Source organism: Mesorhizobium sp. M0045 (assembly GCF_040323385.1).
Taxonomy (GTDB): domain Bacteria; phylum Pseudomonadota; class Alphaproteobacteria; order Rhizobiales; family Rhizobiaceae; genus Mesorhizobium.
Map to the genome: position 1 here is coordinate 132,313 of NZ_JAMYUY010000004.1, position 15,185 is coordinate 147,497.

Genomic DNA, 15,185 nt, shown 5'->3' on the forward strand with positions numbered 1-15,185 from the left:
GGAAGCCTTCTGGCAATTGTCAATCATGTTGACAATTGCCGATATAGCCCATAGCGTCACGGTCAGGGAGGAACGAATGGGCAATGATGCCGTGTTCCGCGTCGACGGCCTGAGGAAATCCTTTGGCCATATCGAGGTGCTTGGCGGCGTCTCGCTCGAATTGCATGCCGGCGAAATGACCGTGCTGATGGGCGCCAACGGCGCCGGCAAATCCACCCTCGTCAAGATCATCAGCGGTGTTTACGACCATGGCGGCGGCTCGATGTCGCTTGCCGGTCAGGACTTCGCCCCGAAAACGCCGGCCGAGGCGATCCGCGCCGGCGTCGTTACCGTTCACCAGAACATCAATGACGGTGTCGTCGCCGACCTCGACGTCGCAACCAACCTTACCCTCGACAGGCTGAGCGGCAGCGGCGTGCCGACGCTGTTCAATCCGGGCCGGGTGCGTCGCGAGGCAAAGACGGTGGCCGACCGCATGGGACTGGCCATCGACCTCAAGGCCCGGATCAGCGATCTCTCTCTGGCCGACCGCCAGATGGTGGCGATCGCCCGCGCCATGGCGCACCGGCCGAAAGTGCTGATCCTCGACGAACCGACCTCCTCGCTGTCCAGCGCCGAAGCCGACCGGCTGTTCGCATTGCTCGACCGGCTCCGCCAGCAAGGCGTGGCGATCCTCTACATCTCGCACCGTATGTCGGATATCAGACGGCTTGCCGATCGCATCATTTCAATGCGCGATGGGGTTATCTCAGGTATCTTCGACAAGAAGCCGCTGGATTACGAAGGTGCGGTCAACGCCATGCTCGGCCGTAAGATCCAGCTCGAGCGGATCGTCGCCAGGAATTCGGCCAAAGCAATTTTCGCTGCCGATGCATTGCGGATTGCTGAAGGCGCCAGGCCGATTTCGCTGACCCTCGGCGACGGCGAGGTCGTCGCCATCACCGGCCTCGTCGGTGTCGGCAAGACCGCACTCGCCGAGACGCTGTTCGGTTTGCGCAAGCCGCTGTCCGGGACCATGGTGCTGAACGGGAAACCCTATGCGCCGGCGTCGACCGGCGAAGCGATTGCCGCCGGCGTGTTTCTCGTCGCCAAGGACCGGGGCGAAAACGGCATCGTCGGCGACTTCAACATCCAGGAAAACATCAGCCTGCCGTTCCACAGTCGCATGTCGCGTCTCGGTGTTCTCAAACGCGGTATCGAACGCGCTGTTGCCCGCCAGCAGATCCAGGAGTTGGGCATCGTCTGCCGCTCCGAGAGGGACGAGATGGCGTCGCTTTCCGGTGGCAATCAGCAGAAGGTGATGGTCGCCCGCTGGATGTCGCAGGCGGCAAGGCTTTTCATCCTCGACGAGCCGTTTCAAGGTGTGGACATCTCGGCCAGACGCGATATCGCCGCAAAGCTGCGGGCGAGCGCCCACGGCCGCGCGACGCTGCTGTTCGTCACCGAACTCGACGAAGCCCTGGAGACAGCCGATCGCATCCTGGTGATGTCGGAGCAGACGATCGTCGGCGAGCACCGCAATACCGATGTCGATCTCGAGCGGCTATTGGCCGAAGTGGCGGGCGGGCCGTTGCACAGCGCAGCCTGACAGCGGGAAGACGATGAGAATTGGAATGGAGAGGGTATGAATTCGGGTCGGATAAAGACGGTGCCAGCGTGCGGGAGCGCTGAATGATCCTGCGCGACCATGCTATTCGCTACGGCTTCATCGTTCTGTTGTTCGGGCTGATCGCCTATTTCGCCGTCGCCGCCGATGGATTCGTCTCGCCGCAAAGTGCCGTCTTCATCTTCCAGTCGGTCGCCATCACCGGCGTTCTGGCGCTCGGCGTCACCGCCACGCTGGTCGTCGGCGGCTTCGACCTGTCGATCGGCTCGGTCGCCACCAGCGCCATGATGGCGGCTGCCTACGTCATGGTGGTGCTGGAACAGAACGCCGTCGTGGCGGTCGTCGTCTGCCTTGTGATCGGCGCCGTCGTCGGCCTCATCAATGGCTGGCTGATCGTCTATATGCGGGTGCCGGACCTTTTGGCGACGCTCGGCATGATGTTCCTGCTTGTCGGCCTGCAGCGCATACCTACCGAGGGCCGTTCGATCGCCACCGGCATGACCATGCCCGACGGCTCGGTCGCCAACGGCAGCTTCGGCGCCGCGTTCCTGGCGCTTGGCCGCCATCGCTTCGACTTCTTCATCCCGAACCTCATCCCAGTGTCGGTCGTCGTCCTGCTCGTGCTGGCCGTACTGATCTGGTTCTTTCTAGAATACACGCGTTTCGGGCGCATGATGTATGCGGTCGGCAGCAACGAACGCGCTGCCGAACTCGCCGGCGCGCCTGTCAAGGCATACAAAATCTGGGCCTACGTTATTTCTGGGGTTTTTGCCTCGATCGGCGGCATTTTGCTCGCCGCCCGGCTTGGACGTGGCGACATCGCCTCGGGTAATAATCTGTTGCTCGACGCGGTGGCTGCGGCACTCATCGGTTACGCGGTTCTCGGCGCCGCCAAGCCGAACGCCTTCGGCACGGCTGTCGGCGCGGTGTTTGTCGGCGTGCTGCTGCAGGGCCTGACGATGATGAACGCGCCTTACTACACGCAGGATTTCGTCAAGGGCGTGGTTCTCGTGGTCGCGCTTGTCTTCACCTTCGCCCTGTCCGGCAGGGGCAGGAGATAGGTTTCGACCGGTTACATTTTGGGTTCAACAAGTGGAGGAAGCGACGTGAACATCACAAGAAGGCTTTTGGGGAAGGCAGCGCTCGGGCTTGCCGGCGCAACATTGCTGATGCAGTTGCCGGCAATGGCGCAGGATCGGCCAGCGCCGTTCGACAAGCCGGGCGCCGTCAAGATAGCGCTGGTCCGCTATCTCTCGACCGGCGACTTCTTCCAGGCGTATTTGTCCGGCGTCGAGGCGCAGGCCAAGGCGCTCGGCGTCGACCTGCGCGTGCTCGACAGTCGCCAGGACGCAGCGCTTCAGGCCGACATGGTCGACCAGGCCATCGCGCTCGGCGTCCAGGGCATCATCATCCAGCACGGACTGACGGAATCGATGAAGGACGCCGCCCAGCGCGCGGTCGATGCCGGCATCAAGGTCGTCGCCTTCGACGTCAATGTCGAAAACCCCAAGATCCCGCAGATCGAGCAATCCGACCGCGACCTCGCGCGCCTCGCACTCGAACAGGCGGTCAAAGACAATGGCGAGAGCTGGAAGGCCGGCTATGTCTATGTCGCCGGCATCGCCCCACTCGACCGGCGCAACGAGACCTGGGTCGAATTCAAGAAGAAATATTCGGGCATCAACGAAGTCGCCATGTTCGGCACGCTCGACAATCCGATCGCCAATTCGGTCGCCAACCAGGCTCGCTCGGTGTTGTCGGCTCATCCCGACATCAAGGTGATGTTCGCGCCCTATGACGAATTCGCCAAAGGCGTGAAGATCGCCGTCGACGAGGCCGGGTTGAACAAGGACATCAAGATCTATTCGGCCGACATCTCGACCTCGGACATCGCCGCGATGCGCGAGCCGGACAGCGCCTGGGCGGCAACCGCCGCCACCAACCCGGCCGTCGTCGGCCAGGTCTCGGTGCGTGCGCTGGCGCAGCTGTTGGCCGGTGAAGATCCCGGCCACAACGTCATCGTACCGCCAACGCTGATCACCCAGAAGGATCTGATCGACAAGGACATCAAGAACATGGAGGACCTCTCGGCCAAGCTGCCGCAATTCGCCCATGCCGATGTCGCGATGCCGGCCTGGATACCGAACCCGAACGCTAAGTGACTTTCGGCACGAGCAAAACAATAGCCGTCTGCCGCAGCTCGTTGCAGGCGGCCTTTTTGTCGAAGATGTCTGGCGTGCCGGACGACCGAATTCAATTGTCGCAGCCACCGGCTTTACGGGCCGATTGGACAACCGAAATCCAGGATTGACGGGTACATGGAGGTGCGGGCGGTAGAGGAAAGTCTTACCGGCGCTGTCGCCGGAACATGTTTTCGATGCTTGACGGCCACCACGGGCGTTGTGGTGTTGGGTGGATCGAGTGGCCGTGTTGATGTTGGGCGCGCGCGGCTCTTTGCAAATGCGGGTACGTCGGCCTTGGCGCTGCAGTGGTTTGGCGGTGAAGGCCAGGTTCCCGGAATATGTGAAATTCCCTTGGAAACGTTCTTTGCGGCAACCGATTATCTCATTGAAACAGGATGCCGTCGTATCGTCTATGTGGGCACGTCTAAGGGTGCCGAGGCGTCATTGCTTGCCGCGGTCCATGACCAGCGAATTGATGCGGTGGTCGCGATTAGCCCGTCATCCGTAGTTTGGGGAAATATCGGTGCGGGCCGCGATGGTGTTAGCTGGCCTGAACGATCCTCATGGTCGCTCGACGGCATCGCGCTGCCGTTTGTGCCGACAGATCCAGATTGGACACCAGAGTACGTCGATGGCCAGGTGTCCTACAGGGGGCTTTTCGAAAGTTGTTTGAAAACGTTCAAGCGGGAAGCGAATGCGGCGACCATCCCTGTTGAGACCGCATCGGCCGAGATTCTGCTCGTCGCCGGCGGCGACGATGCGCTGTGGCCTTCCCTATCGTTCGCCCGAGATATTATTAGGCGGCGCGGCGAAGCAGGTAAGGTCACTCATCTCATTTCGTCGCCGGATGCGGGACACCGCATTCTCTTGCCCGGCGAGAACACACCGCGCTTCGCATTGCACGCACACGGAGGCAATGACGAGGCCGATCGAAAGCTGGGCAGCAAGGCTTGGGAAGACATCCGAGGCCTGCTGTAGCAGCAGTTCGAGAATGCCTTCCATGGTCGTGTCGCAAAAAGTCCGAGTTGCGTGCCTGTCTCGGCCGGTTCCTCCTACCTCAACGCCGCCGCGATGTTGCCGCCGTCCACCGTCGTCACATCGGCGGTTGTCCGCTCGGCCAGCGCTTGATGCAGAAAGGCCTGGGCGACGTCTTCGGCCGTCACTTCCTGCCCGAGCAGGTTGCCAGACATGTACTCCTTCTCCGACACGCCGCGCGCGCCCGAGCGGCTGGCGATCATGGCATCGGTCAACAGCCCCGAACGGATGCGGTCGGCGTTGACGGCATTGGAGCGGATGCCATGCGCGCCGTAGTCGAGCGCATATTGCCTGGACAAAAACAGCGTTGCCGCCTTGGGAATGCCGTAAGCGCCGAACTTCGGCCCCGGATTGACCGCCTGCTTGGAGGTATTGAACAACAGCACGCCGCCGGTGCCCTGTTCGAGCATGATGCGCACGGCATTCTGCGCCGCCGACTGGTGTGCGAAGAAATTGAGTTCGAAACTCTTGCGCAAGGTGGCGTCGTCGAGCTCGCCTATCCGGCCCTCCCAGGCAGCGCCGGCATTCGAGACGAGAATGTCGAGGCCGCCGTAGACGGCGACCGCTTTGTCGAACGCAGCGCGCATCTGCGCCGGATCGGTGATGTCGGCGCCAATGCCGATCGAACCGTTGCCGGCCTTTTTTGCCGCCTCGGCAGCCCTTGACCCGTCGAGATCGACGACGACGGCATGGGCACCGTTGTCGGCGAACAGCTTTGCCGTGGCAGCACCGATCGCCCCGGCGCCGCCGGTGACCAGCACAACCTGGCCAGTCAGCGGCTTCGGCTTGTTGGAGGCGAGCTTGGCCTGTTCCAGCGACCAGTATTCGAGCGGGAACAGGTCGGCTTTGGACAGTGGACGGAAGTCGCCGACCGCTTCCGCTCCGCGCACCGCCTCGATCCACATTTCACCGACATCGGAGGCGATCTTCGCGTCCTTGAGCGTGCGGCCATGGCCGAACATGCCGAGGCCGGGCACCAGCGTCAGCCGCGGCATCGGGTCGAGCATGGTGCGCTTCACGTCGTCGAGCACATCATTGGTTTCGAAATAGGCGCGATAGTCCTTGGCGAATTTCTCGACATGCTGGCGGATGACGGACTTGTAGTCACCTACCTTGTCAGCGTCGGGCGCCGGCAGCGCCATCGGTCCGGTCTTGATGCGGATCGACAGGTCGGGTGTCGAGACGCCGCGGCCGGCGTAGTCGGCGATCTTTGCCGAATTGATGAAATCGACGATCGCGTCCGAGGTGCGGAAATCGCTGATCATGCGGTCGAAGCGGCCTTCACCGCGCGCCACCGCCACCGCCCCGCGCAGCATCGGCGCAATCTCCGCAGGCTTCGCCAGCCTGGCCGGCAGTGCCATCTTCTCGGTGCGCGGCTTGCCGTGGCTGGCGATGAAATCCTCGGCGACGTTCACATAATGGATCATCCGGTCATAGGCCTGCCTGGCATCGTCGCCGAAGGTGAAAATCCCATGCTTGTCGAGGATCAGGCCTTCGACCATCGGATCGGCGTCGAAAACATCGGCGGCCGCCTTCGCCAAATCGAAGCCCGGCATGATGTAAGGCACAAAGCCCATCTTTTCGCCGAACACCTTGCGGCTCAGCGCCTCGCTGTCCTCCTGGTCGACGATGGCGAGGATTGCGGTCGAATGCGTGTGGTCGACGAATTTGTGCGGCAGGAAGGCGTGCAGCAGCGTCTCGACGGACGGATTGGGCGAGGACGGATCGATGAGGTTCGCCCGCTGCAGCGCGACCATGTCCTCGTCGGAGAGCTTCTTCAGCGACCGCGCCTTCAACAGCGCGCCGAGCTTGACCGCCGGCAGGCCCTGCGGCTCGATGACGCCCATGTCCCAGCCGCTGCCCTTGACGCAGAGCACGTCCCACTCGTCACCGACAAGATCGGTGGCCTTGGTCTTGCACGAGGTGTTGCCGCCGCCATGCAGGACGAGCCGCGGCTCGCCGCCCAGCAGCCTGGTCGTGTAGACGCGCAACGCCAGGTCGCGGGCCACACCCTTCTTTGCATAGTCGGCGACCAGCTTCTCCGCCTCGCCGTCATTCCACAGGTTCTTCATGTCAGCTTCGTCCGATTTCTCTTTGTTGTGAACAGGAATGCCGCGACGCCTTGATGACAACGCACCGGCGGCTGGAATTAACTATCAGGCGACCTTTTCTGCTGCCGCTCCTGCACGGTCGAGCAGCCGTCGCGCCATGCGCGCGCCGACGACGAGATGGGTGCAGAGCCCGCCGGCGATCGCCGCGACGAGCGGTTCGAACTTGCTCTCTTCCTGTACCACAACAAGGCGCTTTTCGATCTGGCGCAGCGATGACAGCTCTGCCGAAATCAGCCGGCGGTTGTAGCTGCAGTCGAGCGCCTGGCCCTGGGCGTCGATGATCTGCCCGGCAATGACGCCGGCTGCACCCGCCTTGTGCAATGTAGCCATTTCGCTTGGCGTCAGCGCGCCGCATTTGACCAGATGGCTGTCGGTATCCACCGAGCCGACCGAGTATAGCGCCAGGTTGCAGTCACCGATGCCCGACAACTGCTCGCGGATCACCGGCTCGGCGCGCAGGCCGCGTGCCAGTTCTTCCGTCGTCAGCACCAGCGGCGCGTAAAAATTCAGTCCCTTGGCGTTGAGCCGGCGGGCGATCTCCATGGTGCATTGGTCCGGCCGGTACGAATAGGGGGCGCCCAGATTGCCGCAGAGCTGCACCACGGTGACGTCCTGCAGATCGGCATAGGACATGATATCGGCGATGGTGTAGATGGTCCGCCCCCAGGCGACGCCGATGCGGTCGCCCTTCCTGACCAGCTCGAGAAAGACGCTTGCCGCAAGTACCGCGATGTCGGTGGACGGGTCGGCGACATAGCCGTTTTCCGGCGCGATCCAGACGGCGTCGAGCTTCAGCGCGTCTTCCAGCTCGCGCGCCAGCACGTCGTCGGTGAAAAGCTGGGTCGAGGTCGAGATGTTGACGATGCCGGTCTCGCGCGCCTTGCGCAGATACATCGCCACCGAGGCACGCGAAATCTTGAGCTGGCTGGCCACCTGGTCCTGGCGCAAGCCGTGTGCGTAGTAAAGCCAGGCGGCCTTGTGGATAAGCTGTTCTGCCGGTCGGATCGCCATGCCATCTCCTCGCTGACATTATTCATGGCTCTCGACAAAAGTCAAATTGGAGGAAGGAATAGATGCGCTTTCGCTCGCCGAATCTAGACCGTTCTTATGCCAAACGCGGTCTATGATGGCATCGTTGGTGGTGACGGGCCGGAAGCCGGTAGCTAAAGTTATCGACGAAGACATTGCGGAGGACGGGATGGGCAATCCCTACGAACAGGACCTCGATCGAAATCCGGCCAACCATCAGCCGCTGACGCCGCTCACCTATTTCGAGCGGGCGGCAAGAACCTTTCCCGACCAGGTCGCCATCATTCATGGCCGCCGGCGCACGACTTATCGCGATTTCTGGAAACGCTCGCTGAGGCTTGCCTCGGCCCTTTCTAAGCGCGGCATCGGCAAGGGCGACACCGTTACCGTCATGCTGTCCAACACACCGCCGATGCTGGAAGCGCATTTCGGCGTGCCGATGACCAAGGCGGTGCTGCACTCGCTCAACACCCGCCTCGACGCCGCCGTCATTGCCTTCCAGCTCGATCACGCCGAAAGCAAGGTGCTGATCGTCGACCGCGAATTCGCCGGCGTGGTCCGGCAAGCGCTGACGCTGGCCAAGGTCAGGCCGCTGCTGATCGATTACGACGATCCCGACTATGCCGCCGATGCGCCCTATCCCAAGGGGGAACGGATCGGCACGCTGGACTATGAGGCGTTTGTCGCCGACGGCGACGAGGATTTCGCCTGGTCGATGCCGGACGACGAATGGGATGCCATCTCGCTCAACTACACCTCCGGCACGACAGGCAATCCGAAGGGCGTCGTCTGTCACCATCGCGGCGCGGCACTGATGGCCTATGCCAACACCATCCATGCCGGCATGGGCAAGCACCCGGTCTATCTGTGGACGCTGCCGATGTTCCATTGCAACGGCTGGTGCTTTCCCTGGACGCTTGCCGTGCAGGCTGGCACCCATGTCTGCCTGCGCTGGGTGCGGCCGAAGCCGATCTACGACGCCATCGCCGATCACGGCGTCACCCATCTGTGCGGTGCACCCATCGTCATGTCGGTGCTGATCAACGCCAAGGACGAGGACAAGCGGCAGTTTCCGCAGACCGTCACCTTCAACACCGCCGCGGCGCCGCCGCCTGAGGCGGTGCTGTCGGGCATGGCCGATGCGGGCTTTGCCGTCACCCATCTCTACGGCTTGACCGAGACCTACGGCCCGGCCGTCGTCAACGAATGGCATGGCGAGTGGGACCGGCTGGAGAAGGGGGCGAGGGCGGCGAAGAAGGCGAGGCAGGGCGTGCGCTACGCCGCGCTCGAAGGCCTGACGGTGATGGACCCGCAGACGATGCAAGAGACGCCGGCCGACGGCGAGACCATCGGCGAGGTGATGTTCCGCGGCAACATCGTCATGAAAGGCTATCTCAAGAACCGCAAGGCGAGCGACGAGGCCTTTGCCGGCGGCTGGTTCCATTCGGGCGACCTCGGCGTCATGCATCCGGACGGCTACATCCAGCTCAAGGACCGTTCCAAGGACATCATCATCTCCGGCGGCGAGAACATCTCCTCGATCGAGGTCGAGGAGGCGCTCTACAAGCATCCCGCCGTGGCTTCCTGCGGCGTTGTCGCCCGATCCGACGACAAATGGGGCGAGGTGCCCGTCGCCTATGTCGAGCTGAAGCCGGGCAAGGCGGCGACTGAGGCCGAAATCATCGAGCACTGCCGCGCGCTGCTCGCCCGCTTCAAAGTGCCGAAAGCGGTGATCTTCGCGGAGATCCCGAAGACTTCGACAGGCAAGATCCAGAAGTTCCGGCTGCGGGAGATGACAAAGCAGCCTTAACGCCCGATCCGAAACGGAACCGTTTTTCGGAAAGCATCATTTCAAATTCCTTTGCGTCAAAAAACACGGGGCGGCGTTGCAGGCGCGCCCGGCGTGAACCACATGCGTCTGATGGGCCAACTCCGTCCAGAGATGTCACCATCTGTCATCAGCGACCAAAATCGTGCCTTGACAGGTGACGGTTTTCAATTTACGAGTGACGAAATTCTAAATTCGTCAGTCGTAAATTTTGGCCAACGAGATGCTTGAAACCCTAGACGCCACCGCCGATTCCGCCCGCCAGGAAAATGTCACGCGCATCCTGGATTGCGCGGAGCGATTGTTCCGCCACTACGGCTACGGCAAGACCAACGTCGCCGACATAGCGCGCGAACTCGGCATGTCGACCGCCAACATCTATCGCTTCTTCGCCTCCAAGGTGGAAATCCACCAGGCGGTTTGCGGCCGTATGCTCGAGACCTGCTACCGGTTGACCTACGAAGCCTGCCATAGCCCCGGCACCGCCAGCGAAAAGCTCCGCCGCTATGTGCATACGCACTATCAATGGACGCTCGAGACCATGATCGACCAGGAGAAGGTGCACGAGATGGTCATCGTCGCCATCGAGCGCGACTGGCACGTCATCGAAAAGCACATCGACAGCATCCACGAACTGGTCGCGGAAGTGATCCGCGAGGGCATCGCCACCGGCGAGTTCGTCGATCAGGATCCGGTGATCGCTTCCCGGTGCTTCGGCGCTGCCATTATCAGCCTCTGCCATCCGCAGATGATGGCCCAATGCCTCGCCAAGAAGAACCGGGCGACGCCGGACGAGCTTACCGAGTTCGCCATCAGAGCCTTGAAGAAATGACCGTTGCCGCCCGTCGGGCGGTGACGTCGGCAATTCATCCCCACAGTTCGGGAGTACGAAAAGTGTCTTTGTCCAAGTCCATCACCTACAGGCGACCGGCCGCAGGCCTGGCACTGATTGTCGTTGCCGCTCTCGGCCTCGCCGGATGCTCGCAGGAGAAAGCCGAGGTCACCGAGATCATCCGCCCGGTCAAGGTGGTCGAGATCGCCAAGGCGAGCGATACTCGTCAGCTTTCCTATTCCGGATCGGTGCGTGCCCGCACCGAGATGAATCTCGGCTTTCGCATCAACGGCAAGATCACCGAGCGCCTTGTCGACATCGGTGACCGCGTCAAGCCCGGCGACGTTCTCGCCCGCATTGATCCCACCGACTACGAGCTTTCGGTGAGAAGCGCTCAGGCCAGCCTCGATGCCGCCGACCGTCAGGTCGAGACAGTCGAGCTTACGCGCAAGCGCGCCGAACAGCTCTACGCCAAGAATTTCGCGCCGAAGTCGCAGCTCGAGCAGGCGACGCTCGCCTATAATCAGGCGGTCGCCACGCGAGACTCCGCCCGCTCGCAGCTTGCCCAGGCGCAGAACCAGGTCCGCTATACCGATCTCAAGGCGGACAAGAACGGCATCGTCACCGCCGTTGCCGCCGATGTCGGCCAGGTGGTCGGCTCCGGCACGCCGGTAGTGACCGTTGCCATCGACGGCGAGAAGGAAGTCCTGATCGCTGTTCCCGAAACCGATATCGCCGAATTCAAGCCGGGCAAGACTGTCAAGGCTGGCTTCTGGTCCGATGAGGCGCTGACGCTCGACGGCAAGGTCCGCGAAGTCGCCGGCAGCGCCGATCCGCAGTCGCGCACCTTTGCCGTTCGCGTCAGCCTGCCCAACGATCCTCGCGTGCTGCTAGGCATGACCGCCTCCATCGAAGCCGCAGCGGACAACCGGCAGCAGCTGGTGTCGATCCCGCTGGCCGCGTTGGCGCAAAAGGACAGCCAATCGATCGTCTGGACCGTCGACCGCAATGGCGGGACCGTCCATGCGCATCCGGTCAAGGTCGCCGCCTTCACCCCCGACGGCGTCAGTGTCGCCGATGGGCTGAAGCCGGGTGACGTGGTCGTCGCCGCCGGCACGCAGTTCATGACCGAGAATCTGAAAGTCAAGCTGACCGGTGATGCAGCGCAACAGTCGGCGTCGGCCGATGACGCTGCAAGGCGCTTGCGCTGACGGCCAGGCAATTCACGGTTTCCGGGCGGCAGGCGCCCCCGATTTTCGAGATCTCAGGTCGATGTAACCCCCACGTCGATGCTCGTCCACCGCGATGTAGATCTCTCAACTCGGAAAGCCACGCCGCCCGGAAGCCCACATCGGAAGTTCCTTGGGCATGCGAAAGCGCGTGCTCTGTTGATCAAATTGAAACGGACTGACGCCGATGACCATCGACACCAATGAAAAGCGGTCTTTCAATCTTTCGCGCTGGGCAATCGGCCATCCGAGCATTGCCCGCTTCCTGTTCGGGCTGATCATCGTCGCCGGTGCGCTCGGCCTGATGCGCATGGGCCAGAAGGAAGACCCCGATTTCACCTTCCGCGTCATGGTCGTCCAGGCGATCTGGCCAGGCTCCTCGATCAAGGAGATGGAGGACCAGGTCGTCAACAAGATCGAGCGCAAGCTGCAGGAAACGCCGCACCTCGATTTTGTCCGCTCCTACACCCGCGCCGGCAGCGCCATCATCACCTTGCAGGTCAAGGGCGACACCAATCCGGCGCAGGTCGCCGATGCTTTCTATCAGGTGCGCAAGAAGGTCGGCGATATCGCCAATGAGCTGCCGCAGGGGCTGCTCGGGCCTTACTTCAACGACGAATTCGGCGACACGTTCATCACCCTGCATTCGATCAGCGGCGACGGCTACAGCTATCCCGAGCTGAAGAAATTCGCCATCCAGGCGCGTGACATGTTGCTGACGACGCCCGGTGTCGAGAAGGCCGTGATCATCGGCGACCAGCCGGAAAAACTCTACATCGACGTTTCGTCCAAGGCGCTTGCCGAACGCGGCCTGACGCTGACCGACCTGCAGAATGCGATCCGAGGCCAGAACAACGTCGACCCGGCAGGTTCGGTCGACACCGGCCAGCGTTCGGTGCGCATTTCGGTCGAGGGCGATGTCACCAGGGCGGCCGACATCCGCGAGCTTCGCCTGCGCGCCGGGAACCAGGTGACGCGCCTTGGCGACATCGCGACCGTGACCTCGGGCCTCGAGGATCCGTACCAGCGCAAATACCGTTTCAACGGTCGCGACAGCGTCCAGCTCGGCGTCGTCATGGCCAAGGGCTTCAACGTCACCGACGTCGGCAAGGACGTCGAAGCAACCTACAAGCGCTTCGAAGAGGCGCTGCCCTATGGCGTTGCGGTCGATCAGATTTCCGACCAGCCGCACGTGGTGAAAGAGGCGGTGAGCGAATTCATGGAAGCGCTCGGCGAAGCGCTCCTGATCGTGCTTTTCGTTTCGTTCCTGTCGATCGGCTGGCGTTCGGGCCTGGTAATCGCGATCGTCATTCCGCTGGTCCTGGCGGCTACGTTTGCCATCATGTACGAGCTCGGCATCGACCTGCAGCGCATTTCGCTCGGTGCGCTGATCATCGCCCTTGGGCTCTTGGTCGACGACGCGATGATCGTCGTCGAAATGATGGAGCGAAAGCTCGAGGAAGGCCTGGTCAAGGTCGAGGCGGCGAGCTTCGCCTACTCCTCGACCGCTTTCCCGATGCTGACCGGCACGCTGATCACGACGGCCGGCTTCATTCCCGTCGGGTTCGCTGCCTCGACCGCCGGCGAATATGTGCGCACCCTTTTTTACGTCGTCGGCATCGCGCTGGTCGTGTCCTGGTTTGCGGCGGTCTATTTCACGCCGTGGCTCGGCCACATGATCCTGAAGCAGCGCAAGCACGCCGGCAACCATCACGATGTCTTCGACACGCGCTTCTACCGCCGTCTTCGCTCGACCGTTGCATGGGCGGTGCGCCACCGCATCATCGTCCTGTTGATGACGCTGATGACGTTTGCCACCAGCCTGTGGGCGTTCCAGTTCATTCCGCAGAATTTCTTCCCGCAATCGTCGCGTCCGGAAATCCTCGTCGATCTCTGGCTGCCGGAAGGCACCAGCATCAAGGAAGTCGAGACCCAGGCCAAGGCGCTCGAAGCCAGGATGATGGACGACAAGGACAAGCGCTTCATAGCCACCTATATCGGCGAAGGCGCGCCGCGCTTCTTCCTGCCGCTCGACCAGCAGCTTCGCAACCCGAACTTCGCCCAGCTTCTGGTGATGGCCAATGACGAACCGGCCCGCGAGCGGCTGATCGTCAAGCTGCGCACCATCCTGGCCGAAGATTTCCCATCGATCCGCGCCAAGGTCGATCGCCTGTTCCTCGGTCCGCCGACCGGCTGGCCGGTGCAGATGCGTGTCATGGGTCCGGATCGCCAGGAGGTGCGCCGCATCGCCGACGAGGTGAAGGCGAAGTTCCAGGCAAATCCGCTGCTCGGCGCCATCCACGACGACTGGCTGGAGCCGGTGCCGGCGATGAAGCTGGTGATCGACCAGGATCGTGCCCGTGCGCTCGGCGTCACCTCGCAGCGCATCCGCCAGATGCTGCAGGCGACCATGTCCGGAGCGCCGCTCGATGACTTCCGTGACGGCGAGGAGACGGTTTCGATCGTCGCCCGTGAGCCGGAGGCAAGCCGTCACCTGCTGTCGGCGGTCGACTCCGTCTACATCCCGACCGATTTCGGTGGCTCCGTGCCGCTGTCGCAGGTCGCCAAGATCGTCCCGGTGCTGGAGCAAGGCGTCGAATGGCGGCGCGACCGCCTGCCGACCATCAGTGTACGCGCCACGCTTCCGGATGGCGTGCAGCCGAACGATGTCGCCATGAAAATGTACAGCGAGATGCAGGGCCTGCGCGCCAGCCTCGCCCCCGGCTACAAGATCGAGATCCAGGGCGGCGCCGAGGATGCGGCCGAAAGCCAGGCCTCGATTGCGGCGAAAGCACCGATCATGCTGGCCGTTATCGTCGTGCTGCTGATGATCCAGCTGCAGCATTTCGGCAAGGCAATGCTGGTGCTGGCGACCGGTCCGCTCGGCATTATCGGCGCGGCCGCGGCACTTTTGATCAGCGGCGCGCCGTTCGGGTTCGTCGCCATCCTCGGTGTCATCGCCCTGCTCGGCATCATCATGCGCAACTCGATCATCCTGGTCGATCAGATCGACCAGGACATTGCCGCCGGCGTGGAGCGTTCCGAGGCCATCATCGGCTCGGCGGTGCGCCGGTTCCGGCCGATCGTGCTGACGGCGCTGACGGCGGTGCTGGCGCTGATCCCGATCTCGCGCGGCGTCTTCTGGGGGCCGCTCGCCTACGCCATGATGGGCGGCATTCTCGTCGCCACGGTGCTGACCATCCTTGTCCTGCCGGCAGCCTATGCGCTGTTCTTCGGCAGGGAGCCCAAGAAGGTGGTGGAGCAGCCGGCCGAGACGGAAGAAAAGAACGAAAGGCCGCAACTGGCCCTGGCGGCCGAATAGAGCTGTTGGC

General features: G+C 62.7%; 10 protein-coding genes. 8 read left to right on the forward strand and 2 right to left on the reverse strand.

Annotated features, from left to right (window positions below):
* The first annotated feature begins 76 nt into the window (after nucleotides 1-76).
* The 4 genes from NKJ72_RS07960 (at nucleotide 77) to NKJ72_RS07975 (ending at nucleotide 4,767) form a co-directional block, all read left to right on the forward strand.
* Nucleotides 77-1,588 (forward strand): sugar ABC transporter ATP-binding protein, encoded by a 1,512-nt coding sequence (locus NKJ72_RS07960; protein WP_352476555.1) that lies wholly within the window; start codon nucleotides 77-79, stop codon nucleotides 1,586-1,588.
* A gap of 83 nt (nucleotides 1,589-1,671) precedes the next feature.
* The gene (locus NKJ72_RS07965) at nucleotides 1,672-2,667 is read left to right on the forward strand and encodes an ABC transporter permease (protein ID WP_352476556.1); all 996 of its coding nucleotides are present in this window, start codon (nucleotides 1,672-1,674) and stop codon (nucleotides 2,665-2,667) included.
* A 45-nt stretch (nucleotides 2,668-2,712) separates the two neighbouring features.
* Nucleotides 2,713-3,768, forward strand: a complete 1,056-nt coding sequence (locus NKJ72_RS07970; protein ID WP_352476557.1) for a substrate-binding domain-containing protein — start codon at nucleotides 2,713-2,715, stop codon at nucleotides 3,766-3,768.
* A gap of 156 nt (nucleotides 3,769-3,924) precedes the next feature.
* The gene (locus tag NKJ72_RS07975; protein ID WP_352476558.1) at nucleotides 3,925-4,767 is read left to right on the forward strand and encodes an acyl-CoA thioester hydrolase/BAAT C-terminal domain-containing protein; all 843 of its coding nucleotides are present in this window, start codon (nucleotides 3,925-3,927) and stop codon (nucleotides 4,765-4,767) included.
* A gap of 74 nt (nucleotides 4,768-4,841) precedes the next feature.
* On the opposite strand, the gene NKJ72_RS07980 is transcribed toward NKJ72_RS07975, so the two are convergent.
* Nucleotides 4,842-6,896 carry a bifunctional aldolase/short-chain dehydrogenase gene (locus NKJ72_RS07980; protein WP_352476559.1) on the reverse strand — a complete coding sequence of 685 codons (2,055 nt, stop codon included), beginning with the start codon at nucleotides 6,894-6,896 and terminating at the stop codon, nucleotides 4,842-4,844.
* Between the two features lie 84 nt (nucleotides 6,897-6,980).
* Complete coding sequence (locus NKJ72_RS07985) at nucleotides 6,981-7,946, reverse strand: sugar-binding transcriptional regulator (RefSeq protein ID WP_352476560.1); 966 nt, start codon at nucleotides 7,944-7,946, stop codon at nucleotides 6,981-6,983.
* A gap of 187 nt (nucleotides 7,947-8,133) precedes the next feature.
* Between NKJ72_RS07985 and NKJ72_RS07990 the strand changes: the two genes are divergently transcribed.
* The 4 genes from NKJ72_RS07990 (at nucleotide 8,134) to NKJ72_RS08005 (ending at nucleotide 15,175) form a co-directional block, all read left to right on the forward strand.
* The gene (locus tag NKJ72_RS07990; RefSeq protein ID WP_352476561.1) at nucleotides 8,134-9,774 is read left to right on the forward strand and encodes an acyl-CoA synthetase; all 1,641 of its coding nucleotides are present in this window, start codon (nucleotides 8,134-8,136) and stop codon (nucleotides 9,772-9,774) included.
* A gap of 241 nt (nucleotides 9,775-10,015) precedes the next feature.
* Entirely contained in the window at nucleotides 10,016-10,624 is a 609-nt protein-coding gene (locus tag NKJ72_RS07995; protein WP_254818701.1) for a TetR/AcrR family transcriptional regulator, read from the forward strand.
* Between the two features lie 62 nt (nucleotides 10,625-10,686).
* On the forward strand, nucleotides 10,687-11,835 hold the full coding sequence (locus NKJ72_RS08000) for an efflux RND transporter periplasmic adaptor subunit (RefSeq protein WP_254818700.1): 1,149 nt from the start codon (nucleotides 10,687-10,689) through the stop codon (nucleotides 11,833-11,835).
* Nucleotides 11,836-12,040: 205 nt separating this feature from the next.
* Complete coding sequence (locus NKJ72_RS08005) at nucleotides 12,041-15,175, forward strand: efflux RND transporter permease subunit (RefSeq protein WP_352476562.1); 3,135 nt, start codon at nucleotides 12,041-12,043, stop codon at nucleotides 15,173-15,175.
* The last annotated feature ends 10 nt before the right edge of the window (nucleotides 15,176-15,185 follow it).

Coding starts and splice junctions, on each gene's coding strand:
- NKJ72_RS07960 (WP_352476555.1), top strand. CDS start 77: ATGGGCAATGATGCCGTGTTCCGCGTCGACGGCCTGAGGAAATCCTTT.
- NKJ72_RS07990 (WP_352476561.1), top strand. CDS start 8,134: ATGGGCAATCCCTACGAACAGGACCTCGATCGAAATCCGGCCAACCAT.
- NKJ72_RS07965 (WP_352476556.1), top strand. CDS start 1,672: ATGATCCTGCGCGACCATGCTATTCGCTACGGCTTCATCGTTCTGTTG.
- NKJ72_RS08005 (WP_352476562.1), top strand. CDS start 12,041: ATGACCATCGACACCAATGAAAAGCGGTCTTTCAATCTTTCGCGCTGG.
- NKJ72_RS07975 (WP_352476558.1), top strand. CDS start 3,925: ATGGAGGTGCGGGCGGTAGAGGAAAGTCTTACCGGCGCTGTCGCCGGA.
- NKJ72_RS07995 (WP_254818701.1), top strand. CDS start 10,016: ATGCTTGAAACCCTAGACGCCACCGCCGATTCCGCCCGCCAGGAAAAT.
- NKJ72_RS07985 (WP_352476560.1), bottom strand. CDS start 7,946: ATGGCGATCCGACCGGCAGAACAGCTTATCCACAAGGCCGCCTGGCTT.
- NKJ72_RS07980 (WP_352476559.1), bottom strand. CDS start 6,896: ATGAAGAACCTGTGGAATGACGGCGAGGCGGAGAAGCTGGTCGCCGAC.